Source organism: Mesorhizobium sp. M1406 (assembly GCF_040317555.1).
GTDB lineage: Bacteria > Pseudomonadota > Alphaproteobacteria > Rhizobiales > Rhizobiaceae > Mesorhizobium.
This window is the reverse complement of the sequence record NZ_JAMYKW010000003.1, coordinates 36,113-60,157: the sequence shown is the minus strand read 5'-3', so window position 1 is coordinate 60,157 and position 24,045 is coordinate 36,113. Positions and strand designations below refer to the sequence as shown.

Here is a 24,045-nt window from a genome sequence, read left to right as displayed (position 1 = left end):
GAGCCATGATCCCGAAAAGTGGGAACCGGTTTTCGGGCAGGATCATGGTCAAACATAGAGATAGAGCCCCATGCCGGACCTTTCGGCATGGGTCAGGCTCGATATCCGCGCTGGTCTTCGCTGCCGGCGCGGTGGCGTTGTGGTCGACCAACGCGCTGGTCGGCAAATCCCTGCTGGCCAGCCACCCGGTGTCGCAGGTGCAGTTCCTGCAATTTGCAGGCGCCGCACTCGTCTTCGCCGCCATCCGGTTGATGAGCAGGGAGAGCGCCGCGCCGGTTGCGGCCGGGGCAGCGCTCGTGCCTCTCGCGGTCGGCTTCATCGGCCTCGTCGGCACCATGGTGCTGCAATACATGGCCTTTGCTTCGATGCCGGTGATCGAGGCCAATCTGGTGGCCTATACCTGGCCGTTGATGGTCGCGGCGGCGGTCATCGCCTTGGAAAATCCACAGCGCCCGGTGCTGCTGGGCCTTGCCGCGGTGGTGGGCTTCGTTGGCGTTGCATTGGTGATTTCGGGAGGGCGTAACCAATCCTGGCTCCAGGGCGATCTCGTCGGCTATCTCACCGCATTCGGATCCGCGCTGTGCATGGCCTTCTATTCGATCATGGTGGGACGGGTTGTCACCTCACCGGAACGTCTGTTGCTGCCATCGGCGCTGATTGGTGTCGCCTTGACGTTTCTGTGGTGCGTTCACGACGGTTTCGCCTGGCCCGTCGGCACGGACCTGGCTCTCGGCCTCTACCTCGGCGCCGGTCCGATGGGATTGGGCTACTATTTCTGGTCGCGCGCCCTGAAGCTCGAAGGCAGCGGCAAGGTCGCGGTCGTCGCCTATCTCACGCCGATCGCTTCGACCGTGCTGCTGACCGTGTCCGGTGAACGGCTGACGATGACGGCCATTGTCGGAGCCGTCCTCGTCATCGGCAGTTGCGTCGCGGTCGGTGTGGAACGTTCGGAGGCCGAAAATCATGTTTGACGAAAATGCCATGTTTGACGAAAATGAACGTCTGGACATTCAGGAAGCGCATTGGCTGATCAAGGAATTTGGCGCCGAGGCGCCGCTTTACGCCGCGATGAAGGCCGAAAAGGCGATAGAACAGAAGGATTTCGGGCGTTGCGCCCGCTGGAAGCGTATTCTAGAGATATTGGCCGATAGCCTCGCCGCGAAGTCTGCAGGTTCGAAGTATTAGATTTTCTAATTTGCGCGACGTCGATTTCGCATGAAAGCTATTTTGCCGGTTCTTGATTCCTTGTTGAGAGTTGGCGGTCCGTAGGGGGACGCGGGTAAAGAGATACATCGACATAAGTCTTCGCTGGGGTGGAGGATATTGTCGCAAATAGGATGAAAGAATTGTCAAATATCGATGATAAGACCGTTATCGAGCTGACGGCCGATATTGTCTCGGCCTATGTAGGCAACAATCCACTTCCGGCTTCTGGCTTGCCCGAGCTGATTGCCAGCGTCAGTGCTTCGGTTCGCAAGCTCGCCGGTGCGGTTGTCACGGAAACTCCAAATCTTGTTCCGGCGGTGAATCCGAAGAAGTCGGTGTTTCCCGACTACATCATCTGTCTTGAGGACGGGAAGAAGTTCAAATCTCTCAAGCGGCATCTGCGGACCGACCACGGCCTGAGCCCAGACGACTACCGGGCCAAATGGGGTCTGCCGCCGGACTATCCGATGGTTGCGCCAAATTACTCGGCGACACGGTCGGCGCTGGCAAAGTCGACAGGACTTGGCCGCAAGCCGGCAGCAGCGCCGGCCGCCGTTACCAAAGCGAAGCGCAAGGTCCCTGCCTGAGCGCTGCCTGGCCGCTAGGCGAGCCACTGATCGACTGCTTTGACGGCGCCCTCGTGGGCGTCGTTTCAAGACCTTGTGCGGCCAACTGGCCCACAAGGTCTTGCGAAGCGTTGGTGTCCAGTGCAAAAGCGCGGCCATGCTGATCATCAACGACCTTTCGCTCCGGATGGCCGGACGCCTGCTTCTCGACCATGCCTCGCTGACCTTGCCGGCCGGCACCAAGGCTGGCCTTGTCGGTCGCAACGGCACCGGCAAGACGACGCTGTTCAAGGCCATCACCGGCGATTTTCCCTCGGAGACGGGCTCGATCAGCTTGCCGAAGAACACCCGCATCGGCCAGGTGGCGCAGGAAGCGCCGGGCACCGAGGACGCGCTGATCGAGATCGTGCTCAAGGCCGATCTCGAACGCTCGGCACTGCTCGAAGAGGAAAAGACGGCGACCGATCCGCACCGTATCGCCGATATCCATATGCGGCTGGCCGATATCGACGCCCACTCCGCCGAATCCCGGGCCGCCACCATTCTCGCCGGCCTCGGCTTCGATGACGCGGCACAGCGCCGCCCCGCCTCGTCCTTCTCCGGCGGCTGGCGTATGCGCGTGGCACTCGCCGCGGTGCTGTTCGCGGAGCCCGACCTTCTGCTGCTCGACGAGCCGACCAACTATCTCGATCTCGAAGGCACGCTGTGGCTGGAAAACTATGTGTCGAAATATCCGCACACGGTGCTCTTGATCTCGCACGATCGTGACCTGCTCAACCGCGCCGTCAACTCGATCGTCCATCTCGACCAGAAGAAGCTGACCTTCTGGCGCGGCGGCTACGACCAGTTCGAGCGCCAGTACACCGAGCAGAAGGAGTTGCAGGAGAAGGGCCGCGTCAAGCAGGAAGCCGCCCGCAAACATATGGAATCCTTCGTCGAACGCTTCCGCGCCAAGGCCTCCAAGGCGAGGCAGGCCCAGTCGCGCATCAAGGCGCTGGAGAGGATGAAGCCGATCGCGGCGATCGTGAACGATTCGGTGCGGCCATTCTCGTTCCCCGAACCGGTGAAGACGGTGGCCTCGCCGATCGTGGCGCTGAACAACGTCAATGTCGGTTACACCGACGGGCAGCCGATCCTCAAGAAGATGACGCTGCGCATCGACGCCGACGACCGCATCGCGCTGCTCGGCGCCAATGGCAACGGCAAGTCGACCTTCGCCAAATTGCTGTCCGGCCGGCTCAAGCAGGAGAGTGGCACCATGACGGTGGCGCCCGGGCTGAAGGTGGCGATCTTCGCCCAGCATCAGCTCGATGATCTCCGGCCTGAGGAAAACGCCTATGAGCATGTCCGCCGGCTGATGCCGGAAGCCCCTGAATCGAAGGTGCGCGGCCGCGTCGCCCGGTTTGGCCTCACGACCGAGAAGATGAACACCGCTGCCAAGGATTTGTCCGGCGGCGAGAAAGCACGGCTGTTGATGGGGCTGTCGGCCTTCGAGGGTCCGAACCTGTTCATCCTCGACGAACCGACCAACCATCTCGACATCGACAGCCGCGAATCGCTGATCCATGCGCTGAACGAGTTTCCCGGCGCCGTCATCCTGATCTCGCACGATCGCCATCTGCTGGAAGCGACCGCCGACCGGCTGTGGCTGGTCAAGGACGGCGCGGTCAACCCATACGATGGCGACCTGGAAGACTACAAGACGCTGGTCACCGGCGTGTCCGGCGACCGCCGCGGCAAGCGCGAGGCCGACAAGGCGTCAAAAGCCGATCGCCGCCGCGACGCGGCAGCGCGCCGCGCCGCCTTCGAGCCGCTGGCCAAGGAGATCCGCGCCACCGAAGCGCTGATGGACCGCATCCGCAAGCGCATCGACGGCATTGAGGACGAGCTGTCGAATCCGGCCGTCTACGAAAAGGATCCCTCGACCGCGACCCGTTTGGCCAAGGAGCGCTCGCAACTCGCGCAGACGCTGGCCGGCCACGAGGAAAAATGGCTGACCATGTCGGCCGAGTATGAGGAAGGCACGGCGGAGTAGGGGAGTGTTCTTTCCTTCTCCCCTTGTGGGAGAAGGTGGCCTCGCGAAGCGAGGTCGGATGAGGGGTGTTCCAGGGAACGCCAGCGTCTCACTCCGCTGGAACACCCCTCAACCGTCCCGGCGCTGCGCGCCGGTCCACCTTCTCCCACAGGGGGATAAGGGAAGGCGCTATCTGGCCCTACACGCGCCGGTCACAATCAATTACTTTGCACCCATGAACCAGCACGCCAAGCTCAGAATCGGCCATTCGGCCTGTCCGCATGATTGCCCGTCGACCTGCGCGCTCGAGGTCGAACTGCTCGACGGCAACCGCATCGGTCGCGTCCATGGCGCCAAGTCCAACAGCTATACGGCCGGCGTCGTCTGCGCCAAGGTCGCTCGCTATGCCGACCGCGTCCATCATCCCGACCGGCTGCTGAAACCGCTGATCCGAGCTGGCGCCAAGGGCGACGGCGCCTGGAAGGAAGCGAGCTGGGGGGCAGCACTCGATCTTGTCGCCGAAAAGTTCATCGTGGCCGAGGAGAAATACGGCTCGGAGACGGTCTGGCCTTATTACTATGCCGGCACGATGGGGCTGGTGCAGCGCGATGGCATCGACCGGCTGCGCCATGCCAAGAAATATTCCGGCTTCTTCGGTTCGATCTGCACCAACCTGGCATGGACCGGCTGGATGATGGGGGCAGGCGCGCTGCGTGGTCCCGACCCGCGCGAGATGGCCAAGTCCGACTGCGTGGTGATCTGGGGCACCAATGCGGTGGTCACGCAGGTCAACGTCATGACCCACGCCATCAAGGCGCGCAAGGAGCGGGGTGCCAAGATCGTCGTCATCGACGTCTACGAGAACGCGACGATGAAGCAGGCCGATCTCGGCCTGGTGCTGAAGCCGGGCACCGATGGCGCGCTGGCGTGTGCTGTCATGCATGTGCTGTTTCGCGACAGCCTCGCCGACCGCCCCTATCTCGAAAAGTACACCGACGACCCAAAAGGGTTGGAAGAGCATCTGAGGACGCGCACGCCGGAATGGGCGGCTGATATCACAGGCTTGACGGTCGCCGAGATCGAGGCCTTCGCCCGGCTTGTCGGCACGACCAAGAAAACCTATTTCCGGCTCGGCTATGGTTTTGCACGCCAGCGCAATGGCGCCGTCAACATGCATGCCGCGTCGTGCATCGCGGCTGTCACCGGCAGCTGGCAATATGAGGGCGGTGGCGCCTTCCACTCCAATTCCGGCATCTTCAAGCTCAACCAGGATGTGCTTGAAGGCACGAAGATGCGCGATCCCTCGATCCGCCATCTCGACCATTCACGCATCGGCCCGGTGTTGACCGGCGCCAGCGATGCGCTTTATGGCGGCCCGCCGGTAACGGCCATGCTGATCCAGAACACCAACCCGGTGAACGTCGCGCCCGAGCAGCGGCTGGTGAAGCAGGGTTTTATGCGTGACGACCTGTTTACCTGCGTGCATGAGCAGTTCATGACCGACACGGCCAAGCTCGCCGATGTCGTGCTGCCGGCGACGATGTTCCTGGAGCACGACGACGTCTACAAGGGCGGCGGCAATCAGCACATCACGCTTGGCCCCAAATTGATCGAGCCACCGGAAGGGCCGCGCACCAACCATTTCGTCATCGAGGAATTGGCTGAGCGCCTCGGGGTCGCCGACCGCCCGGGTTTTGGTCTCACCGAGCAGCAGCATATCGACATCATCCTGGGCAAGCGCGGGCTGGGCAGCTTCGACAGCTTGAAGGAAGACAAATGGGTCGACCTGCAGCCGGATTTCGAGACCGCGCATTTCATCAAGGGATTTGGCCATGCGGATGGAAAATTTCGCTTCCGCGCCGACTGGACCGGGCAGGCGGCGCCCAACAGGCCGCCGAGAAGCATGGGGCTGTTCGGGCCGGTGGAGCGGCTGCCGGAATTCCCTGATCATGTCGATCTGATCGAGGTCGCCGACGAGGCGCATCCGTTCCGGCTGGCGACGTCGCCGGCGCGCAATTTCCTCAACTCTACATTCTCGGAGACACCGGTATCGAAGGCCAGGGAAGGCCGGCCGGAACTCTTGCTGCACCCCGACGATGCCGCGGCACATGGACTGGCCGACGGCGATCGCGTCGAGGTCGGCAATCAGCGTGGCGAGGTCGTGCTGCACGCAAAACTGTTCGACGGCATCAAGCGCGGCGTGGTCATCGCCGAAGGCATCTGGCCAAACAGCGCGCATGAGCGTGGCGAAGGCATCAACGTGTTGACCGGCGCCGATGCGCCGGCACCCTATGGCGGTGCCGCCTTCCACGACAACAAGGTCTGGCTGCGCGCGGCAGGCTGAGATCTCAGTTCCTTTCGCGCCAAATCATACCGGCAGGATTTCGGCCGCCTTCCTTCGGTTTCGTCGGTAGCTGATGTCGTCGGCGATCCGTTCTGCCTCGATCGTGGCCGCCGATATCGTTGAACCAAACCCGTCTCGCGACATCGCCAATCTGACCGCCGGCGTGGCGGCAAAACTCCTCAAGGAGATTGCCGGGATGATGGTCAAGACACACGGGTGACAGGCCCGCGAGGGTACGTTTTTAACGAAGACGATCGCCCGATGACGCCGGGGAAAGACTCAGCTACCTTCTGCTGTGCGGCGGACCTAATTATCCGCTTGGCCGGCGCTTCATTCTTCCTCCCAAGCGGCGCCGGCCTTCTTCCCCAAGAGCCTGCCGAACCGGAGCGTGAGCTGACGGTGACCTCAGCTCCGGACGCCACAGGCGGCATGAGGCAGGACACAAACTCGCAACGCCTAGTTCCGCCCGCGGCGCCTTGAGAATGCATCGGGGAAGCGCAATCGAAGTCATCGCCGCCCTCGAACTTTGATCGCGCGCCTCGATGATCGGCAAGGGAACCAAATGCCGTTTCCTCGGTTGGTCCTGCTCCAATGGAGTGTTGCAACCATGTTCCGTCTGCTTGTCGCCGGCGCTTTGGCTTATGTCGCCTATCGAATCGCCAGGAAGATGGTCGAGGACGTGCCCGATACAGTCGATCCGCTGCTTCTGCCACCGCCGCAACATGATCGCGAGGCCTTACGACGGCAGTCAGCCGCCATGGGTGTCGATCCCGGGCGCTAGGGGCGATCCGTTTCCTCGGTCCGTGGGGCTCGGTCTGCCTCGCATTGACGTTGCGAACAAAGCAGAAACGATGCTTGATGGGCGATGAACCTCGCCGCCGCTGATTCGACCTTTCGGGAACCAACCGTCCAGCCTGCCTATCTCGCGCGGCTGAACGATGCCCAGCGCCAGGCCGTCGAGCATGGCGACGGCCAGATCGCTGGCCCGCTGCTGGTCATCGCCGGCGCAGGCTCCGGCAAGACCAACACGCTGGCTCACCGCGTCGCCCACCTGATCGTCAAGGGGGCGGATCCGCGCCGCATCCTGTTGATGACCTTTTCGCGCCGCGCCGCTTCCGAAATGGCCAGGCGCGTCGAGCGCATCGCCGGCGAAGTGCTCGGCCGCGACGCCGCGGTGATCACCGACGCGCTGACCTGGGCCGGCACCTTTCACGGCATTGGCGCGCGGCTGCTGCGCGACTATGCGCTGGAGATTGGCCTCGACCCGGCCTTCACCATTCATGACCGCGAGGATTCCGCCGACTTGATGAACCTGGTGCGGCACGAGCTCGGCTTCTCGAAAACGGAAGCGCGCTTTCCCACCAAGGGCACCTGCCTTGCCATCTATTCGCGTGCCGTCAATGCGCAGGCGCCGCTTAACGAAGTATTGGGGTCTGCCTTTCCCTGGTGCGCCGGCTGGGCCGAGCAGCTGAAACTGCTGTTCGCCGGTTATGTCGAGGCCAAACAGGCGCAAAACGTGCTCGATTACGACGATTTGCTGCTCTACTGGGCGCAGATGACGGCCGAACCTGAAATAGCGGCCCATCTGGGCGGACGTTTCGACCATGTGCTGGTCGATGAGTATCAGGACACCAACCGCTTGCAGTCCTCGATCCTGCTGGCGCTAAAACCCGACGGCGCTGGGCTGACGGTGGTGGGCGACGATGCCCAGTCGATCTATTCGTTCCGTGCCGCCGAGGTTCGCAACATCCTCGACTTCCCAAAACAGTTCGCGCGGGCCGCCGACGTGGTGATGCTGGAGCGCAACTATCGCTCGACCGAAACCATTCTGGCCGCCGCCAATGCGGTGATCGGCGAGGCCTCGGAGCGCTTCACCAAAAACCTGTGGTCCGAGCGCAAATCAACCGACAGACCAAAACTGGTGACCGTGCGCGACGAGGTCGAGCAGGCCAATTTCGTCTGCGACACCATCCTGGCCGAGCGCGAGGCCGGCACGGCACTGAAATCCCAGGCGGTGCTGTTTCGCGCCTCGCATCACAGCGGACCGCTGGAGATCGAACTGACCCGCCGCAACATCCCCTTCGTCAAGTTCGGCGGCCTGAAGTTCCTCGATGCCGCCCATGTCAAGGATGTGCTGGCGGTGCTGCGCTTTGCCGAAAACCCGCGCGACCGCGTCGCCGGCTTCCGCGTGCTGCAACTGATGCCGGGCATCGGCCCTTCGGCCGCCGCGCAGATCGTCGAGACGATGACGACGGCGCTCGACGAAGCGATGGGCCTGGCCGGCTGGCGCCCGCCGCAACGCGCGGCCGATGACTGGCCGGGCTTCGTCTCGCTCTATTCCGGCCTGCGGGCCGGCGCCAAATGGCCTGCCGATCTCGAACAGATCAGGCTGTGGTACGAGCCGCATCTGGAACGCATCCACGAGGATGCTACGACGCGCCGTGCCGACCTTTTGCAGCTCGAGCAGATCGGGTCGGGTTACGCCTCGCGCGAACGGTTTCTCACCGAACTGACGCTCGATCCGCCGGACGCGACCAGCGACCAGGCCGGGCCGCCGCATCGCGACGAGGACTATCTGATCCTGTCGACCATCCATTCGGCCAAGGGCCAGGAATGGAAGAATGTCTTCGTGCTCAACACGGTCGACGGCTGCATTCCGGCTGATCTCGGCGTCGGCACCAAGGAAGATATCGACGAGGAGCGCCGGCTGCTCTACGTGGCGATGACGCGGGCCAAGGACAATCTCAACCTGGTCATGCCGCAACGCTTCTTTCCGCACGGCCAGGCGGCGCGCGGCGACCGCCATCTCTATGCTTCGCGCACCCGCTTCATCCCGGCTTCGATCCTTGCGGCATTCCAACAGGTATCGTGGCCGACCGCGCAAGCGGCGCAGGGCAGGGCGGCCCGGCCGGAGGTGCGCGTCGACATCGGCGCGCGCATGCGCGGCATGTGGAAATAGTTTCTGGGATAGCGCCATGCCCCAACCACCGACCAGGATAGCCCTCGCGGGCGCGCTGGGCCGCATGGGTCGTCAGATGGTTGACGCCGTGCAGGCCGATGCGCGGCTGGCGCTAGCCGCTCGTTTCCACCGGTCGGGGATTGTCGGCGAAGGTCTGGTGAGCCGCGACGAGGCGCTTGCCATGGCCGATGTCGTGATCGATTTCACCGCGCCGGCTGCCTCGGCCGACCTGGCCAGGGTTTGCGCCGAGCGAGGCGGGCCGGCCCTGGTCATTGGCTCGACGGGATTCAGTGCCGCTGAGTTGGCTGCTATCGCCGATGCCGCGAAAACCATCGCCATCGTGCGCTCCGGCAGCTTTTCGCTTGGGCTCAATATGCTGGTCGGGCTGGTCGAGCGGGCGGCGAAAGCGCTCGAGTCCGACGACTGGGATGTCGAGATTGTCGAGGCGCATCATCGCCACAAGATCGATGCGCCGTCGGGGACGGCGCTGATGCTCGGGCAAGCCGCCGCCGGCGGGCGCGGCATCGACCTGGAGACGGTCGCAAGGCGGGTCCGCGACGGCGTCACCGGCCCGCGTCCAGCCGGCGAGATCGGCTTCGCGGTGATGCGTGGCGGCAGCATCATCGGCGAACACAGCGTCGGCTTCTGCGCCGAGGGCGAGACCGTGACCCTGTCGCATTCGGCGCAGGACCGTGTCATGTTCGCGCGCGGCGCCATCGCCGCCGCACTCTGGGTGAGGGGCCGACCGCCCGGCGAATATGACATGCGCGACGTGCTTGGGTTCAACGCCTCGTGATGAGCAATCCCGCCCGATTTCATCTATTCCGCTCATCGAACCGCTGAAAGCCAGCTGAAAGCTTGGGCATGCCATGACGGGGCCGCGGTGTTCACCGCGTGACCGGCCCTTGGTGGCCGGTGAGGAGGAAATGCGGCGCAGCCTGTCGGCGCGCCGCCCAGGTGGAGGAAGTTTCGTGACAGGTATCATCTCGAAGTACGCCTTGCGTTCAGCGACGCTGGCGTTGGCCATCGCCGCAACGAGTGCCACGGCGGCATCGGCGGCCGACAAGATCACCATCATCGTCGGCGGTATGGAGAAGCAAATCTATCTGCCGGCCGTGCTCACCCAGCAGCTCGGCTACTTCAAGGACCAGGGGCTCGATGTCGAGCTGGTCAACTCGCGCGCCGGCGTCGAGGCCGAGAATGAACTGCTGGCCGGCGCCGTGCAGGGCGTCGTTGGTTTTTACGACCACACCGTCGACCTGCAGTCGAAGGGCAAATACATCCAGTCGATCGTCCAGTTCAGCCAAGCGCCGGGCGAGGTCGAGCTGGTCTCCGCCAAGCATCCCGAAATCAAATCGCCGGCCGACTTCAAGGGCGCCACGCTCGGCGTCACCGGCCTCGGCTCGTCGACCGATTTCCTCAGTCAGTATCTGGCCGTGCGCAACGGCCTGAAGCCTGGCGACTATACGCTGCTGCCGGTCGGCGCCGGCAACACCTTCATTGCCGCCGTCAAGCAGGATCAGATCCAGGCCGGCATGACCACCGAGCCGACGATTTCCCAATTGCTGAAGACAGGTGAGGCCAGTGTCCTGGTCGACATGCGCACGCCTGAAAAGACCAAGGAAGCGCTGGGCGGCCCCTATCCGGCGGCGTCCTTCTACGTCCAGTCCGCCTGGCTCGAAGACCACAAGGATGAGGCACAGAAGCTCGCCAATGCCTTCGTCATGACGATGAAGTTCATCGCCACGCATTCGGCCGGGGAGATCGCCGACAAGATGCCGAAGGACTACTACGCCGGCAACAGGGATCTCTACGTGCAGGGGCTGGCCGGCGGCAAGGCGATGTTCACGCCGGACGGCCGCATGCCGGCCGACGGCCCGCCAACCGTGCTCAAGGTCCTCTCGACATTCTCCAAGAGCCTGCAGGGCAAGCAGATCGACCTGTCGAAGACCTACACGACGGCGTTCGTCGACGCCGCCAAGTAGCGTCGCCCGACGGGCAGGGGCTTCCATCTCTGCTCGTTGAAGAACAACGGCTTGCGCCGCTTGCTTGAATGTAACCGGCAGCGGCACGGCCCTTGCCGGACCACCAGGAGACCCGCGGCCGCGCCGTGGGCTCCCTTGCCCCATTGCGACAGGAGTGTGCCATGCAACTGCAACCCATGGCGGCCAAGAGGCTGTCTCAGGCCGCGCCGCCAGCTGACGCCGCGATCGCCATCGACGACGTGACATTGCGCTTCGTCACGCCGGACGGCCACATGATGACGGCGATCCGCGATTTCACCATGACAGTGGCGCGCGGCGAATTCGCTTGCGTCGTCGGGCCGACCGGCTGCGGCAAGTCGACGACGCTCAATCTCGTCACCGGGCTGCTGCGCCCGACGACCGGCGATGTCCGTGTCATGGGCAGTCCCGTCACCGATATCAGCCGCGACATTGGCTTCGTCTTCCAGGCTGACGCGCTGTTTCCCTGGCGCTGCGTCATCGACAATGTCGCCGCCGGCCCGCTCTATCGCGGCATGCCAAAGGCGCAGGCCTATGAGCGGGCGCGTGACTGGATCGCCCGTGTCGGCCTCGGCCGCTTCGAAAAGCACTATCCGCACCAGCTGTCCGGCGGCATGCGCAAGCGCGTCGCGCTCGCCCAGACCTTCATCAACCAGCCCAAGATCCTGCTGATGGACGAGCCGTTCAGCGCGCTCGACATGCAGACGCGCACCGCCATGCAGGACGAGCTGCTGGGTCTGTGGTCGCAGCAGAAGTCTTCCGTCGTGTTCGTCACTCACGACCTGGAGGAGGCAGTGGCACTGGCCGATAAGGTCTATGTGCTGACGGCCGGGCCGGGCACGGTCAAGAGCGTCTACCACATCGACCTGCCGCGTCCGCGCGTCATGGCCGACATTCGCTACGACCCGAAATTCGTCGAGATCGCCAAGGTGATCTGGAACGACCTGCGCGAGGAAGTGCAGCTCGGCCAGAGCCGCACCTTGCAAACCGGCCATTGAAGCGGGTCGCCGACCCGCTCCAATGGTTTTGTTTTTCGCAATTCCGGACGGAAAACCGCTTGGCACTTTTCCTGGAATTGCTCTGAGAGGAGACGCTGCCATGACCGCCATATCTCCCACCACTTCCCAGGCCGCCGTCCGCGATGCCTCCATCGCCGTTGCCGAAGGCCGGGCGAAAGCACGGCTGCGCCGCCGGCATGCGCTGGTCATCGGCCTGCGCCTGGCTATCCTGGTCGTCTTCCTCGGCCTATGGGAACTCGGCGCCGACCACGACATCATCGATCCGTTCTTCTTCGCCAGCCCGTCCGGTATCTGGGACCAGATCTGGGTGTGGGTCACCGAGGGCACGTCGCAAGGGCCGCTCTGGGTGCAGATCTATGTGACACTCGAGGAAACCTTCCTCGGCTTCGTCATCGGCGCCGTCGGAGGCATCGCCGCGGGCATCATCCTCGGCCGCAACCGGCTGCTGGCGGACGTCTTTTCGATCTACATCAAGATCGCCAACTCGGTGCCGCGCGTCGTGCTGGGCTCGGTGTTCATCATCGCGCTCGGCCTCGGCATGGCCTCCAAGGTGGCGCTCGCCGTGGTAATGGTGTTCTTCGTCGTTTTCGCCAACGCCTTCCAGGGCGTGCGCGAGGCCGACCGGGCGATGATCGCCAACGCCCAGATCCTCGGCGCTTCGCCATTCCAGATCACCCGCACCGTCATCATCCCGTCGGCGATGAGCTGGATCCTGGCCAGCCTGCATGTCAGCTTCGGCTTTGCCCTGGTCGGCGCGGTGGTCGGCGAATTCCTCGGCGCCAAGCAAGGCATGGGCCTGCTGATCTCGACGGCGCAGGGCGCCTTCAACGCCAATGGTGTCTTTGCCGCCATGATCATCCTGGCGGTGATGGCGCTGGTGGTGGAGTTCATCATCACCCGCTTCGAGAACTATGTCGTCAAATGGCGGCCGGCGCCGTTCAACGAGCAGGGGACCTGATCCACTTCGGCATGCCGCGATCAGGCCAAAGGCAACTTTACCTCAACCACCAGGCCACCGGTCGCGCCATCTCCAAGGGTGACGCGTCCGCCGGCATTTTCGACGACCTCGCGTACGATGGCGAGGCCAAGCCCGCTGCCTTCCTCGGTCGAACCGGCAATGCGGTAGAAGCGTTCGAACACATGGTCTCGCTCGTCCGCCGGAATGCCGGGCCCATCATCGGCGACCGTCAGCACGGCTTTGCCGTCGATGACCGCCAGCTTCACCGTGACGCTGCCGCCGGCTGCCGAGTAGCGAAGCGCATTGTCGACAAGATTGACGATCATCTCGCGCAGCATGGTGCCGTCGCCGATGACCGGTACGGGGCCAGCCTCCTCGAGGCCGAGATCGATCCTGCGAGCGATCGCCGCCGGCGCCTGGGTTTCCAGCACGTGCCGGGCGGCGTCGGTCAGGTCGATGCGGTCGGCGCGCGGCCGCCGGCTACCGGGTTCGGCTCGCGATAGCGTCAGCAACTGTTCGGCCAGCCGCGCCAGCTTGCCGGAGCTTGCCTGCAGCGCCACCAGGGCTTCCTGTCGCGCCTCCGCAGCACTTTCGCGAAGCGCGTAGCTCGCCTGTGTCGACAGCAGCGCCAGCGGTGTGCGCAACTGGTGCGCCGCGTTCGCGATGAAGCGGCGTTGCGCCGCCATCTGCGCGCGCACCCGCTCCATGTAGGCGTTCAACGCATCGATCAGCGGCTGAATCTCGCTTTGCGCCCCCGGCACTTCGACCGGATCGAGATCGCTGCGGCCTGGAGAGCGCACCGCGTCGCGCAGCCGGATCAGCGGTGCCAGGCCGCGACGCAGGCCAAGCAGCACGAAGATGCCGGCAATGGCCACCAGCGCCAGTTGCTGGGCAAAGGCGCTGAGCCACAGCCGTTTCACCATGGCATCATGCCCGGCCAGCGTGACACCAACGGTGACGGATATTGGCGAGTCAGCGCCGGCGCCGACCACCGCATGGCTGAATGTCAGCAACCGCAGCGCGTGGTCGCGATAGACCGCTTCCATGCTGGGCTGCCTCGGAACCTCGGGCAGGTCGGGGTAGCCGGTCAGCAAACGCCCGCCAGCCGTCTCGACACGATAATAGACGCTGTCGCGATCGCCGGTGTCGAACATCTCGATCGCCGCCGGCGGCACCGTGGCGTCGAGCACGCCGTCGACGATGGCGACCTGCTCGGCGATGGCGCGCGCCGAACCCAACAGCATCCGGTCCGTGACCAGATCGGCGGTCGCCTGCGCGCTGCGGTGGCTGGTCCACAGGTTGATGGTGGCGAGCCCGGCGAGCGGCAGCACCACCCAGGCCAGCAACTGCAAACGGAGGCTGCTGGTCCTCATGGCGCCAAATCGTCATGACGCAAGAGATAGCCGAGGCCACGCAAGGTGGCGATCTGGACACGAGATCCTTCGAGCTTCTTGCGTACACGGTGCACATAGATCTCGATGGCGCTGGGGTCGGCGTCGGTCTCGAAATCATAGATCGCGGCCGACAACGCCGCCTTGCTCACCGTGCGCCCGGCCTTGACCATCAATTGCTCCAGCACTGCGTGTTCGCGCGGCGTCAGCGCCAACGTCTCGCCAGCGAGCGAAAACAGCCGGGTATTGGTGTCGAAGACGAGATCGCCGCAGGCAACGACGGGCGCGGTGCGATCATTGGCGCGACGCAACTGCACGCGGATGCGAGCCTCCAGCTCCTCGATCTGGAACGGCTTTGCCAGATAGTCGTCAGCGCCTTCATTGAGGCCCTTGACGCGGCCGTCGAGGCTGGCATTGGCGGTCAGCACGATCACCGGCACACGGTTGCCGCGCGCCCGCAACATGCGCAGCACCTCTAGCCCGCCCATGCGCGGCAATGCCAGGTCGAGGATGACAAGCGCGTGGTCGCCGGCGGCCAGGGCATGCTCGACATCCTCGCCATCATGGACGACGTCCACCACATAGTTCGCCTGACGCAGGGTCTTGCCCAGCCAGTCGGCCAGGTCGCGATTGTCTTCGACGAGCAGCAGCCGCATCTCTATCGCTGTCCTGGGGTGCGGTTCACCCGGATTTCCATCCGTTTCTTCGACTGGCACAGCCAGGTCGCGCCCGATTGATGATCGTGCACCAGCGATAATATCGATCCATCCGCAAGGCAAATGCTGGAGATCCCGAGGTTCAGGCGGCGGCGCCTTCGCACAAATCGAACCGGTCGGTTCGTCTTCTGTTGACGGACCGTGCAGCATGTGGTGAACGCCGGCTCGGTGAACGGTCGCGCCCGGCGGTGGGGGTTTCTGCCAACAATCTGATTTTGATGAATAAAATTATGACCGCGGAGGCTGTTTGTCGAATTTCAAGGGCTGAAATCGCACGATCCGTGGAACATCTTCGTGATTGGAATCCGTGGCGGGGCAAACCCATCTCGGGGTGGTCCGAGCGACGCGAAATTCCTCCCAAGGGCACGCCACTAGACGGACAGAACAAAGAAATACTGGAGTAAGCAAAATGACCAAGATCGCTCTTACCGCCGCCGCCATGCTCGTCGCCACGGGCACTGCTTTTGCCGGCAGCGACAATTACGGCTCTTACAATGCCAACCAGCCGGTTCCCAACCAGTCGCCTTCGAGCCAGTCGACTTTCAACATCGACACCTCGCACACCGGCTCCATCCTGAAGCCCTCGAAGGCACAGGGCGACGCCAACGCCAAGGTGCCGGCTGAGTCTGGCCAAGGCATCTGGGGCCGCTAATCTAGGCTAGTCTTGACTACCAAGTCTGACTACAAAGAGCGGTGGGCTTGGCCCGCCGCTCTTGTTTTTTGCGCGGAGTAGCGCCAGCCGGGGGCGCTGGTTCAAGCAGCCAATCCTCGCCGTCGGCAACAAACAGTTCTCGCCCAAAAATAAAATCGGATTGGCCGGGGTCCGCTGCATGGCAGGCTTGGTCTGCCGCGCCTGGATCCTAGCCCAGATCCTTCGGCCGCAGACAATGTGTCAGCCGGGCGCAGGACAGACCCGACCAGTCGCCCTCGAAGACGAAGCGCGCGAGGGCTGCCGTCGGGAATTTTTCCTCGAGCTTCTTGCGCGCCTTGGCCTCCGACCGTGGCCCGGCAAGCTGGTTGGCCAGATCTTCCAAGCCCGGATTGTGGCCGATCACGAGCAAGCTGCCGCCCGACGGGTCGACCTGATGAATCTGGCTTAGAATATCCGCCGCCGAAGCGTCGTAGAGCGCGTCGGGGAGTGCGACCTGGGCATGGGCAGGCAGTTCCGCCGCCACCAGCCGCCAGGTGTCGCGGGCGCGCAGTGCCGGCGACACCAGCGCCAGTTCCGGCAGCCAGTCGCGCGCCGCCAGCTCGCGCCCCATCAAGTGTGCCGCCTTCAATCCGCGGTCGGTGAGTGGACGGTCGAAATCATCGAGTGCCGGATCGTCCCAACTCGATTTGGCGTGGCGAAGCAGGAGAAGCTGTTTCATCGCCACGCTCTCGGCTCACGGCGTGATGCGCGCCAGGTGCTCGAGGTCGGCTTCCTCGCGCAGCGGGTCGGGGGCCATCACCACCGAGGTGCTGTTGTCGGCATCGTCGGCAAAGTGGGCGAGTATGGTGCGGCCGGCCTCCATGCGCGCCTTGCCTTCGGCGACCAGCCCCAGCGCCAGCGGATAGAGCCGGTGCTCGGTCTTCAGCACGCGGGCAGCCAATGTATCCGCATTGTCGCCAACCATCACCGGCACGGCCGCCTGGGCGATGATCGGGCCGTCATCCATCTCGGAGGTGACGAAATGCACGGTGCAGCCATGGATGCGCACCCCGGCGGCGAGTGCGCGCGCATGAGTATCGAGCCCCTTGAAAGCCGGCAGCAGGGCAGGGTGGATGTTGATCATGCGGCCCTGCCATTTCTGGACGAAGCCGGGGGTGAGGATGCGCATGTAGCCGGCCAGCGCCACGATCTCGGCATTGAATGCCACGAGCGCCGCGTCGATGGCGGCATCATGCGCCTGCTTGCTGCCATGGTCGGCGCGCGAGATGACCTGCGTGGCGATGCCGCGCGCCCTGGCTATGCCGAGGCCGGCGGCGTCGGCGTTGTCGGAAATGACGCCGACGATCTCGGCCGGGAAGGCCGGATCGCTGGCCGCCGCGATCAGCGCGGTCATGTTGGAGCCGCGCCCCGAGATCAGGACAACGGTACGTTTCCTCTGTACGCTCATAGGCTGATCGAGCCCCGATAGATCACGCCGGCATCTCGGCGCGGCACGATGCGGCCGATCGGCGTCACCGTCTCGCCGGCCTCCTGCAGCACGGCGGCGACCTGCGCCGCCTGGCCGGACGCGACCGCCAAAATCATGCCGATGCCGCAATTGAAGGTGCGCATCATCTCTTCCGGCGCGACGCCACCGATCTTGGCCAGCCACGAGAACACTGGAGGGACGTCGATCACCTCGAGGTCGAGCTCGGCCGAAAAATCCTTGGGCAGCACGCGCGGAATGTTTTCCGGGAAGCCGCCGCCGGTGATGTGGGCGAGCGCCTTGATGCCATGCGTGTTGCGGATGGCCTTGAGGATCGACTTGACGTAGATGCGGGTCGGCTCGAGCAGCGCCTCTGCCAGGGTGGCCTCGTCGTTGAACGGCGCCGGATCGCCCCAGGCCAGGCCGCTGACGGCGACGATGCGGCGCACCAGCGAATATCCGTTCGAATGCAGGCCCGAGGAAGCGAGGCCCAGCAGCACGTCGCCCTCGACGATGTCGTCGGTGGGCAAGAGCTGGCCGCGTTCCGCCGCGCCCACCGCGAAGCCGGCAAGGTCGTAGTCGTTGCCATGATACATGCCGGGCATCTCGGCCGTCTCGCCGCCGATCAGCGCGCAGCCGGCCTGGCGGCAGCCCTCGGCGATGCCGCCGACGATCGCGGCACCCTGATCGGGATCGAGCTTGCCGGTGGCGAAATAGTCGAGGAAGAACAGCGGTTCGGCACCTTGAACGACGATGTCGTTGACGCACATGGCGACGAGATCGATACCGATCGTGTCGTGCTTGCCGGCATCGATGGCGATCTTGAGCTTGGTGCCGACGCCGTCATTGGCCGCCACCAGCACCGGATCCGTGAAGCCGGCGGCCTTGAGGTCGAACAGGCCGCCGAAGCCGCCGATCTCGCCGTCGGCGCCCGGCCGGCGCGTCGCGCGCACCAGCGGCTTGATCTTCTCGACCATGAGATTGCCCGCGTCGATATCGACGCCGGCCTCGGCATAGGTGAGCCCGTTCCTGCGCTTGCTCGTTTTGGGCTGGCCCGTTTCGGGCTGGCTTGTGTCGCGCTTGCTCATCGCAATTTTCCTGCTCGTTTGCGGGCTCTTCGCATGAACGGCTGCGCCTCGCAAGGATGACGACAGAATGGTTGGCTTTTACCCCGATAAAAACGAGGCGATGGCGCCCCTTGTGCAAAATCTCCTCCGCCCTCGTTTCTCATCGGAGGCAAAACCTCGCGTCTCCATTTTCGCCTCACCCCTTTGCATCCTTGTATGTAGTTGTTGTTGGTGCTCTGTTGCCATGCATCAGGCATTGGGGGACAAGCCATGCTCAATCCTTCGCAACAGATCATGAGACTAGGCTTCGGATTCGCCGTGTCACAGGCGCTGCGCGTCATTATCGAACTCGGCATCCCCGATCTCCTGGCTGCCAGCGAGCGGTCGGTAGATGAACTGGCGGCTGCCACTCAATCGGATGCTGACTCGCTTTATCGTGTAATGCGACTTCTCGCGCCTGAAGGGGTGTTTAGGGAAGTGCTGCCCCGTCATTTCGAGTTGACGGAGGTTGGTGCGGTGCTGCGCTCCGATCGGCCGGGTCCCCGTGACTTCATCCGTATGATCAACAGCGAGGCCTATCTTGCCTTCGAGCAGCTGCTGCATTCTGTCCGCACCGGAAAGCCGGCCTTCGACAAGGTGTTCGGGAGCCCAAGGTTTGACTGGCTGTCGGAACATCCGGAGCAGGCTGCCTTGTTTCAGCGTGCCATGGTCGCCCTGAGCCAGGGCAGTAACGAGGCCGTTGCCGAAGCCTATGATTTCAAGCCGTTCACGCGGATCGTCGACGTTGGCGGCGGACATGGCCAGCTTCTCTCGGCGATCCTGGCTCGCAACCCTCATCTGGACGGCGTGCTTTTCGATCTGCCTTCGGGCGTCGCGGCAGCACGTCAGGGTGCCGGAGGCGACCTGCCGCGTACCGAATTTGTCGCCGGTAATTTCTTTGAAAGTGTTCCCACCGGGGACGTCTACGTCATCAAGAAGGTCGTTCACGATTGGGATGATGGGCGTGCCGTGGAGATCCTGCGGAATTGCCGCAAGGCAATGCTGCCGGACGGCAAGGTGCTTGTGGCCGAGACGCTCGTGCCGCCAGGTGACGAACCGAACCAGATCAAGGGTATCGACGTGGTCATGCTCGCCGTCACCGGCGGCCTGGAAAGAACGCGGGTCCAATATGCAAGCTTGTTCGACGTCGCTGGGCTACGCCTTGAACGAGTGATTCAGACCCAAGGACCCATTTCCATCCTTGAGGCATCTGCGGTCTGACCAAAGAAGTTGTCGCCGCGAGCCCAGGTCGCGGTACTTCGCTGTCCAGCGACCGCACCTTTTCCGTGAAGGTTAGGGACATCGCATGTCGAGATGGCCGGCAGGGCATAGGGGTTCACACAGACCTTTGCCATGTCTGGCGCTTCTCCCTTGCGATCCTCCTTCGTCTCCATCATTTATCGGCAAGCAAACCCAACAGGCACGCATTTGACCATCCCCAATCTGATCACCATCCTGCGCTTTGTTCTGGTGCCGGCGGTGGTGCTGGCAATGCTGCAGGCGCGCTGGGACTGGGCCTTTGCTGGGTTCCTCGTTGCCGGCATTTCCGACGGCGTCGACGGTTTTATCGCCCGCCGGTTCAACCAGCAGTCAACGCTCGGCGCCTATCTCGACCCGATGGCCGACAAGCTGCTGCTGGTTTCGGTCTTCGTCGTCATGGGCTTCATCGGGCAATTGCCGCTCTGGCTCGTCGTGACCATGGTGTCGCGCGACGCGTTGATCGTCTGCGCCGTTGTGTTGTCCACCGTCATGGCCCATCCGGTCGAGATGAAGCCGCTTTTCGTGTCGAAGGCCAACACCGCCATCCAGATCGTGCTGGCCTCGGTGGTGCTCGGCGAACTTGCCCTGTCGGTTCACCTCGACCCGCTAAGGCCAGGCCTCATATTGCTGTCCGGGGTCTTGACCGTGGCTTCGGCCGCGGCCTATCTCGTGGCTTGGCTGAGGCATATGAGCGGCTATGGCGAAGGCTCCAAACCGGGCACCTGATCAAGAATCCATCGAAGCGGCGGCCGAGGCCGCGGCGGCAGGCGAAACTGCGTCCCTGGCGTTTCGCCGCCAGATCCGCTTCTGGCTGATCAGCGCCGTCCTGCTGGCGCTGTTCCTCTACGTCTTCTCAGGCATCCTTCTGCCGTTCGTCGCCGGCATGGTGCTGGCCTATTTCCTCGATCCGGTCGCCGACCGGCTGCAGCGGCTCGGCCTGTCGCGCTTCATGGCGACGGTGGTCATCCTCATCACCTTCCTTATCGTGCTCGTGCTGGCCTTCGTCATCCTCATTCCGGTGCTGGCGACGCAGATGGCCGATTTCGCCGGCAAATTGCCGGAATACCTGACCCGACTGCAGAGCCTGATCACGTCTTTCGATCCGAAATGGCTGGAACAGAAGTTCGGTGTCAACGCCAATGGCTTGCGCGACGGGCTGAATTCGCTGCTGACCTCCGGCTTCGGCCTGCTCACCACGGTCTTCACCTCGATCTGGAGTTCCGGCGTGGCGCTGGTCTCGGTGGTCAGCCTGTTCGTGGTGACGCCGGTGGTCGCCTTCTACATGCTGCTCGACTGGGACCGCATGGTGGCGGTCATCGACAGCTGGGTGCCGCGCGACAATGTTGCGACGGTGCGCGCCATCGCCAAGGACATCAACACCGCCACTGCCGGCTTCGTGCGCGGCCAGGGCACGCTATGCCTGGTGCTGGGGGCCATGTATGCCACCGGGCTGACGCTGACCGGGCTAAATTTCGCCATCCTCATCGGCCTGTTCGCCGGGCTGATCTCCTTCATTCCCTATGTCGGCTCGCTGACCGGGCTGGTGCTGGCCGTCGGCGTCGCCTTCGTTCAGTTCTGGCCGGACTGGACGATGATCGTCGCCGTCGCGGTGGTGTTCTTCATCGGCCAGTTCATCGAGGGCAACATCCTGCAGCCGCGGCTGGTCGGCAAAAGCGTCGGCCTGCATCCGGTGTGGCTGATGTTTTCGCTGTTTGCCTTCGGCGCGCTGTTCGGCTTCGTCGGCTTGTTGATCGCGGTGCCGGCTTCCGCTGCCGTTGCCGTGCTGGTGCGGTTTGCCATAGCCCGCTATCTCGAATCGCCGCTTTACAAAGGTCACGGCGCGGGGCCTGTGCCACAGCTTCCGGCCGATCGCGGCGGCGGCCACCGCACGCAACCGCGTCGCTGACGTGACTGCCCAGCCAACCGATCCGCCGCGCCAGTTGCCGCTCGATCTCGGCCATGGCACCGGCTATTCGCGCGACGAGCTCGTCGTCTCCGGCACCAACAACCAGGCTGTAGCCCTGGTCGATCGCTGGCCGGACTGGCCTTCGCAGGTGGTGGTGCTGGCCGGTCCCGCCGGTTCGGGCAAGACACATCTTGCATCCATATGGCGCAAACGCGCCAACGCGGTTGCGATCGACGCCAAGCGTATCGGTGAGAGCATCGCCAATCTTGGCGCCCGCGCGGCACTGATCGACGATGTCGATACCGGAGCGGTTGATGAACATGGCCTGTTCCATCTGATCAACGCGGTGCGCGGTGCCGGCTCGACACTGCTCCTGACGGCGCGCCGCTTTCCCTCGGCCTGGGGTGTCAGGCTGCCTGACCTTTCCTCACGGCTGAAGGCGGCGGCGACGGTCGAGATCCATGAGCCCGACGATCTCTTGCTTGCCGGCGTCGTCACCAAGCTGTTCGCCGACCGCCAGGTCGAGGTCGAGCCGCATGTCGTGCAATACCTGGTGCGCCGTATCGAGCGCTCGCTGGCGACAGCGATGCGCGTGGTGGAAAGGCTGGATCGCACCGCGCTCGAGCGCAAGACGCCGATCACGCGCACGCTCGCCGCGGAAACCATCAGCGCCATGGATGAAGGGCAAGGCGAGTTCGAGATTTGAGGGCGCCGCCGGGTCAGCGAGAGACGAAACCCTGCTCGGCCATGCAACCGCGAAACACTTCGTGCGACGTAATTGCATGAGTTTGCCGGCTGGCCCCGGTCCTGCCTGCCCTCCAAATCAGGTTGTAGGCCCTGGGAGTGAGGCGCTTGGGTTCTCGCCCGGCGAGCTTGCCTTCAAATGCATCGAGCGATCGCCGGTGCCGCGGCGGTGGACATTCCCAACGGCAATCATCAGCCTCCATTGCTTCGGTTGTTGAAGCGGACCATTCGATGGTCTATCTCTCTGCTGAGATATGGACCATCGAATGGTCCATAAGGAGCGACCAATGCAAGTATCTGTCACCGATGCCAAGGGGCAGTTGACCGAGTTGGTGCGCCGTGCGGAAGCGGGCGACGAGGTCATTCTGACCCGTCACGGCCATGCCGCGGTGCGGCTGGTCCCCATCAAGGCAATGCCCGACAGGGTGGGCCGCCGGGTGCTCCTGGAAGCCGCGCGTGCGGCAGGGGCTGCCAAGGCGAAGGCCGGACCGTCCGCTGCCCGTAGCCAGGATTTCCTCTATGGTGATGATGGCCTGCCCGAATGATCGCGGTCGACACCTCGGCTCTCATGGCGATTGTTCTTGATGAGCCCGATGCGAACCTGTGTATCGCCGCCCTCGAAGCCGGGGATGACGTTCTGATCTCCGCCGGCACCGTGGCCGAAGCCTTGATCGTCGCGGCACGACGCAATGTCGGTGAAGAGTTGTCAGGCCTGATCGACGGACTTGGTTTCGAAATAGTGGCGGTGACGCCGGCCTCGGCGCGCCGCATCGCCGAGGCTTATGCTCGATGGGGCGAGGGCAACCACCCGGCTGGACTCAATTTCGGCGACTGCTTCGCCTACGAAGTGGCGAAGGAGCATGCCTGCCGCCTGCTTTATGTCGGCGGCGATTTTTCGAAGACCGACATAGAGAGTGTGCTCTAGGAACCGGAGCAGGGTGACCATCGCCGGGGCATTTGCATTGCCAGGGATGGTGGATGGTCGGAGTGGAGAGATTCGAACTCCCGACCCTCTGGTCCCAAACCAGATGCGCTACCAGGCTGCGCTACACTCCGAACGGTCTGTTGCCTATTCATTTCAGTGGAGCATGGCAAGTGCAAAAACCTTGCCGCCATGCGCATTGCGCAGTAATGACGGTCGAAGGGTGGCGATGCTGCCTTGCACAATAACGAGGTGGCCATGTCCGCGCGCATTTTCAGCCCTGCCAAAACCGCGATGCAGTCCGGCAAGGCCAAGACCGGCTATTGGGTGCTGGAATTCGACCCCGAGATGCGCAAGAAGATCGACCCGCTGATGGGCTATACGACGTCGGGAGACATGAGAAGCCAGATCAGGCTCACCTTCGATACGCGCGAAGAGGCGGTGGCCTACGCCGAAAAGGAAGCACTCGCCTACCGCGTCGAGGAGCCGAAAGAGACCAAGCGCCGCCAGATTTCCTATGCGGAGAATTTCCGCTATGACCGCAGAACGCCCTGGACGCATTGAACGGCGGCCAGCGTCAAGCATCCAGCCGGCCCAAAGGCCGGCCAGCGGTCCCGTAGCTCAGCTGGATAGAGCACCGGCCTTCTAAGCCGATGGTCACAGGTTCGAATCCTGTCGGGATCGCCAGTAATTTCAAAGACTTGTGCCGGTGGTCTGATCAATGCCGCAAGCCCTGGCATCCAGCGACTGTCAGCGCCGCAACTCTATGCAGCAGGGAATCCAGTCTGGACTTGCAGCCCATTCGGCGCGGCGC

General features: G+C 63.7%; 25 protein-coding genes and 2 tRNA genes. 21 read left to right on the top strand and 6 right to left on the bottom strand.

The features are described 5' to 3' along the window. Positions 1–44: 44 nt before the first annotated feature. The 12 genes from NKH03_RS04255 to NKH03_RS04200 all read left to right on the top strand — a co-directional run bounded on the left by NKH03_RS04255 (position 45) and on the right by NKH03_RS04200 (position 13,069). A complete protein-coding gene (locus NKH03_RS04255; RefSeq protein ID WP_352967473.1) occupies positions 45–971 on the top strand; it encodes a DMT family transporter in 927 nt (308 codons plus the stop codon). Between the two features lie 10 nt (positions 972–981). Further along, on the top strand, positions 982–1,185 hold the full coding sequence (locus NKH03_RS04250) for a hypothetical protein (RefSeq protein ID WP_352868274.1): 204 nt from the start codon (positions 982–984) through the stop codon (positions 1,183–1,185). Between the two features lie 152 nt (positions 1,186–1,337). After that, positions 1,338–1,793 carry a Ros/MucR family transcriptional regulator gene (locus NKH03_RS04245; RefSeq protein ID WP_352882620.1) on the top strand — a complete coding sequence of 152 codons (456 nt, stop codon included), beginning with the start codon at positions 1,338–1,340 and terminating at the stop codon, positions 1,791–1,793. A 136-nt stretch (positions 1,794–1,929) separates the two neighbouring features. Further along, positions 1,930–3,807 carry an ABC-F family ATP-binding cassette domain-containing protein gene (locus NKH03_RS04240; protein ID WP_352967261.1) on the top strand — a complete coding sequence of 626 codons (1,878 nt, stop codon included), beginning with the start codon at positions 1,930–1,932 and terminating at the stop codon, positions 3,805–3,807. Between the two features lie 214 nt (positions 3,808–4,021). Beyond that, positions 4,022–6,130: a molybdopterin-containing oxidoreductase family protein gene (locus tag NKH03_RS04235; RefSeq protein WP_352967260.1), complete on the top strand. Its 2,109-nt coding sequence runs from the start codon at positions 4,022–4,024 to the stop codon at positions 6,128–6,130. A 73-nt stretch (positions 6,131–6,203) separates the two neighbouring features. Beyond that, the gene (locus NKH03_RS04230) at positions 6,204–6,350 is read left to right on the top strand and encodes an arginase family protein (protein ID WP_352967259.1); all 147 of its coding nucleotides are present in this window, start codon (positions 6,204–6,206) and stop codon (positions 6,348–6,350) included. Positions 6,351–6,737: 387 nt separating this feature from the next. Continuing rightward, positions 6,738–6,911 carry a hypothetical protein gene (locus NKH03_RS04225; protein ID WP_352868052.1) on the top strand — a complete coding sequence of 58 codons (174 nt, stop codon included), beginning with the start codon at positions 6,738–6,740 and terminating at the stop codon, positions 6,909–6,911. An 84-nt stretch (positions 6,912–6,995) separates the two neighbouring features. Further along, a complete protein-coding gene (locus NKH03_RS04220) occupies positions 6,996–9,089 on the top strand; it encodes an ATP-dependent helicase (protein ID WP_352967258.1) in 2,094 nt (697 codons plus the stop codon). Between the two features lie 16 nt (positions 9,090–9,105). Next, entirely contained in the window at positions 9,106–9,885 is a 780-nt protein-coding gene (gene dapB, locus NKH03_RS04215) for a 4-hydroxy-tetrahydrodipicolinate reductase (RefSeq protein WP_352967257.1), read from the top strand. Positions 9,886–10,087: 202 nt separating this feature from the next. After that, positions 10,088–11,074 (top strand): ABC transporter substrate-binding protein, encoded by a 987-nt coding sequence (locus NKH03_RS04210; protein ID WP_502913485.1) that lies wholly within the window; start codon positions 10,088–10,090, stop codon positions 11,072–11,074. A gap of 161 nt (positions 11,075–11,235) precedes the next feature. Next, the gene (locus tag NKH03_RS04205) at positions 11,236–12,090 is read left to right on the top strand and encodes an ABC transporter ATP-binding protein (protein WP_352967256.1); all 855 of its coding nucleotides are present in this window, start codon (positions 11,236–11,238) and stop codon (positions 12,088–12,090) included. 100 nt (positions 12,091–12,190) lie between these two features. Continuing rightward, positions 12,191–13,069, top strand: a complete 879-nt coding sequence (locus tag NKH03_RS04200) for an ABC transporter permease (RefSeq protein WP_352967254.1) — start codon at positions 12,191–12,193, stop codon at positions 13,067–13,069. A 20-nt stretch (positions 13,070–13,089) separates the two neighbouring features. Here the strand turns inward: NKH03_RS04200 and NKH03_RS04195 are convergent, their stop codons facing one another. Both NKH03_RS04195 and NKH03_RS04190 read right to left on the bottom strand, forming a co-directional pair. Next, positions 13,090–14,442, bottom strand: a complete 1,353-nt coding sequence (locus NKH03_RS04195; protein WP_352967253.1) for a sensor histidine kinase — start codon at positions 14,440–14,442, stop codon at positions 13,090–13,092. Continuing rightward, on the bottom strand, positions 14,439–15,116 hold the full coding sequence (locus NKH03_RS04190) for a response regulator (RefSeq protein WP_352868038.1): 678 nt from the start codon (positions 15,114–15,116) through the stop codon (positions 14,439–14,441). The genes NKH03_RS04195 and NKH03_RS04190 overlap by 4 nt, the downstream gene beginning before the upstream one ends. 469 nt (positions 15,117–15,585) lie before the next feature. On the opposite strand from NKH03_RS04190, the gene NKH03_RS04185 reads away from it, so the two are divergent. Beyond that, complete coding sequence (locus tag NKH03_RS04185) at positions 15,586–15,828, top strand: DUF680 domain-containing protein (RefSeq protein ID WP_352882590.1); 243 nt, start codon at positions 15,586–15,588, stop codon at positions 15,826–15,828. Positions 15,829–16,036: 208 nt separating this feature from the next. Here NKH03_RS04185 and NKH03_RS04180 read toward each other — a convergent pair whose 3' ends face one another. The 3 genes from NKH03_RS04180 to purM are packed head-to-tail and all read right to left on the bottom strand — an operon-like array spanning position 16,037 to position 18,381. Beyond that, on the bottom strand, positions 16,037–16,546 hold the full coding sequence (locus NKH03_RS04180; RefSeq protein ID WP_352967252.1) for a SixA phosphatase family protein: 510 nt from the start codon (positions 16,544–16,546) through the stop codon (positions 16,037–16,039). Between the two features lie 15 nt (positions 16,547–16,561). Beyond that, positions 16,562–17,275, bottom strand: a complete 714-nt coding sequence (purN, locus tag NKH03_RS04175; RefSeq protein WP_352967251.1) for a phosphoribosylglycinamide formyltransferase — start codon at positions 17,273–17,275, stop codon at positions 16,562–16,564. Further along, a complete protein-coding gene (purM, locus tag NKH03_RS04170; protein ID WP_352967249.1) occupies positions 17,272–18,381 on the bottom strand; it encodes a phosphoribosylformylglycinamidine cyclo-ligase in 1,110 nt (369 codons plus the stop codon). The genes purN and purM overlap by 4 nt, the downstream gene beginning before the upstream one ends. Positions 18,382–18,630: 249 nt before the next feature. On the opposite strand from purM, the gene NKH03_RS04165 reads away from it, so the two are divergent. The 6 genes from NKH03_RS04165 (at position 18,631) to NKH03_RS04140 (ending at position 23,234) form a co-directional block, all read left to right on the top strand. Further along, positions 18,631–19,620, top strand: a complete 990-nt coding sequence (locus NKH03_RS04165; RefSeq protein ID WP_352967248.1) for a methyltransferase — start codon at positions 18,631–18,633, stop codon at positions 19,618–19,620. Positions 19,621–19,827: 207 nt separating this feature from the next. Then, positions 19,828–20,385 (top strand): CDP-alcohol phosphatidyltransferase family protein, encoded by a 558-nt coding sequence (locus tag NKH03_RS04160; RefSeq protein WP_352967247.1) that lies wholly within the window; start codon positions 19,828–19,830, stop codon positions 20,383–20,385. Next, positions 20,357–21,565: an AI-2E family transporter gene (locus NKH03_RS04155; protein ID WP_352868023.1), complete on the top strand. Its 1,209-nt coding sequence runs from the start codon at positions 20,357–20,359 to the stop codon at positions 21,563–21,565. The genes NKH03_RS04160 and NKH03_RS04155 overlap by 29 nt, the downstream gene beginning before the upstream one ends. 1 nt (position 21,566) lies before the next feature. Then, a complete protein-coding gene (gene hdaA / locus NKH03_RS04150; protein ID WP_352967246.1) occupies positions 21,567–22,271 on the top strand; it encodes a DnaA regulatory inactivator HdaA in 705 nt (234 codons plus the stop codon). Between the two features lie 325 nt (positions 22,272–22,596). Further along, on the top strand, positions 22,597–22,854 hold the full coding sequence (locus NKH03_RS04145; protein ID WP_352967245.1) for a type II toxin-antitoxin system Phd/YefM family antitoxin: 258 nt from the start codon (positions 22,597–22,599) through the stop codon (positions 22,852–22,854). Continuing rightward, entirely contained in the window at positions 22,851–23,234 is a 384-nt protein-coding gene (locus NKH03_RS04140; protein WP_352868017.1) for a type II toxin-antitoxin system VapC family toxin, read from the top strand. The genes NKH03_RS04145 and NKH03_RS04140 overlap by 4 nt, the downstream gene beginning before the upstream one ends. A gap of 54 nt (positions 23,235–23,288) precedes the next feature. On the opposite strand, the gene NKH03_RS04135 is transcribed toward NKH03_RS04140, so the two are convergent. Continuing rightward, positions 23,289–23,365 (bottom strand) — tRNA-Pro (locus tag NKH03_RS04135). 124 nt (positions 23,366–23,489) lie between these two features. On the opposite strand from NKH03_RS04135, the gene NKH03_RS04130 reads away from it, so the two are divergent. Both NKH03_RS04130 and NKH03_RS04125 read left to right on the top strand, forming a co-directional pair. Further along, on the top strand, positions 23,490–23,795 hold the full coding sequence (locus NKH03_RS04130) for an ETC complex I subunit (RefSeq protein WP_056587179.1): 306 nt from the start codon (positions 23,490–23,492) through the stop codon (positions 23,793–23,795). Between the two features lie 46 nt (positions 23,796–23,841). Then, positions 23,842–23,918, top strand: a tRNA-Arg gene (locus NKH03_RS04125). Positions 23,919–24,045: the final 127 nt, after the last annotated feature.

Coding starts and splice junctions, on each gene's coding strand:
- NKH03_RS04255 (WP_352967473.1), top strand. CDS start 45: ATGGTCAAACATAGAGATAGAGCCCCATGCCGGACCTTTCGGCATGGG.
- NKH03_RS04250 (WP_352868274.1), top strand. CDS start 982: ATGTTTGACGAAAATGAACGTCTGGACATTCAGGAAGCGCATTGGCTG.
- NKH03_RS04245 (WP_352882620.1), top strand. CDS start 1,338: ATGAAAGAATTGTCAAATATCGATGATAAGACCGTTATCGAGCTGACG.
- NKH03_RS04240 (WP_352967261.1), top strand. CDS start 1,930: ATGCTGATCATCAACGACCTTTCGCTCCGGATGGCCGGACGCCTGCTT.
- NKH03_RS04235 (WP_352967260.1), top strand. CDS start 4,022: ATGAACCAGCACGCCAAGCTCAGAATCGGCCATTCGGCCTGTCCGCAT.
- NKH03_RS04230 (WP_352967259.1), top strand. CDS start 6,204: ATGTCGTCGGCGATCCGTTCTGCCTCGATCGTGGCCGCCGATATCGTT.
- NKH03_RS04225 (WP_352868052.1), top strand. CDS start 6,738: ATGTTCCGTCTGCTTGTCGCCGGCGCTTTGGCTTATGTCGCCTATCGA.
- NKH03_RS04220 (WP_352967258.1), top strand. CDS start 6,996: ATGAACCTCGCCGCCGCTGATTCGACCTTTCGGGAACCAACCGTCCAG.
- dapB (WP_352967257.1), top strand. CDS start 9,106: ATGCCCCAACCACCGACCAGGATAGCCCTCGCGGGCGCGCTGGGCCGC.
- NKH03_RS04205 (WP_352967256.1), top strand. CDS start 11,236: ATGCAACTGCAACCCATGGCGGCCAAGAGGCTGTCTCAGGCCGCGCCG.
- NKH03_RS04200 (WP_352967254.1), top strand. CDS start 12,191: ATGACCGCCATATCTCCCACCACTTCCCAGGCCGCCGTCCGCGATGCC.
- NKH03_RS04195 (WP_352967253.1), bottom strand. CDS start 14,442: ATGAGGACCAGCAGCCTCCGTTTGCAGTTGCTGGCCTGGGTGGTGCTG.
- NKH03_RS04190 (WP_352868038.1), bottom strand. CDS start 15,116: ATGCGGCTGCTGCTCGTCGAAGACAATCGCGACCTGGCCGACTGGCTG.
- NKH03_RS04185 (WP_352882590.1), top strand. CDS start 15,586: ATGACCAAGATCGCTCTTACCGCCGCCGCCATGCTCGTCGCCACGGGC.
- NKH03_RS04180 (WP_352967252.1), bottom strand. CDS start 16,546: ATGAAACAGCTTCTCCTGCTTCGCCACGCCAAATCGAGTTGGGACGAT.
- purN (WP_352967251.1), bottom strand. CDS start 17,275: ATGAGCGTACAGAGGAAACGTACCGTTGTCCTGATCTCGGGGCGCGGC.
- purM (WP_352967249.1), bottom strand. CDS start 18,381: ATGAGCAAGCGCGACACAAGCCAGCCCGAAACGGGCCAGCCCAAAACG.
- NKH03_RS04165 (WP_352967248.1), top strand. CDS start 18,631: ATGCTCAATCCTTCGCAACAGATCATGAGACTAGGCTTCGGATTCGCC.
- NKH03_RS04155 (WP_352868023.1), top strand. CDS start 20,357: ATGGCGAAGGCTCCAAACCGGGCACCTGATCAAGAATCCATCGAAGCG.
- NKH03_RS04145 (WP_352967245.1), top strand. CDS start 22,597: ATGCAAGTATCTGTCACCGATGCCAAGGGGCAGTTGACCGAGTTGGTG.
- NKH03_RS04140 (WP_352868017.1), top strand. CDS start 22,851: ATGATCGCGGTCGACACCTCGGCTCTCATGGCGATTGTTCTTGATGAG.
- NKH03_RS04130 (WP_056587179.1), top strand. CDS start 23,490: ATGTCCGCGCGCATTTTCAGCCCTGCCAAAACCGCGATGCAGTCCGGC.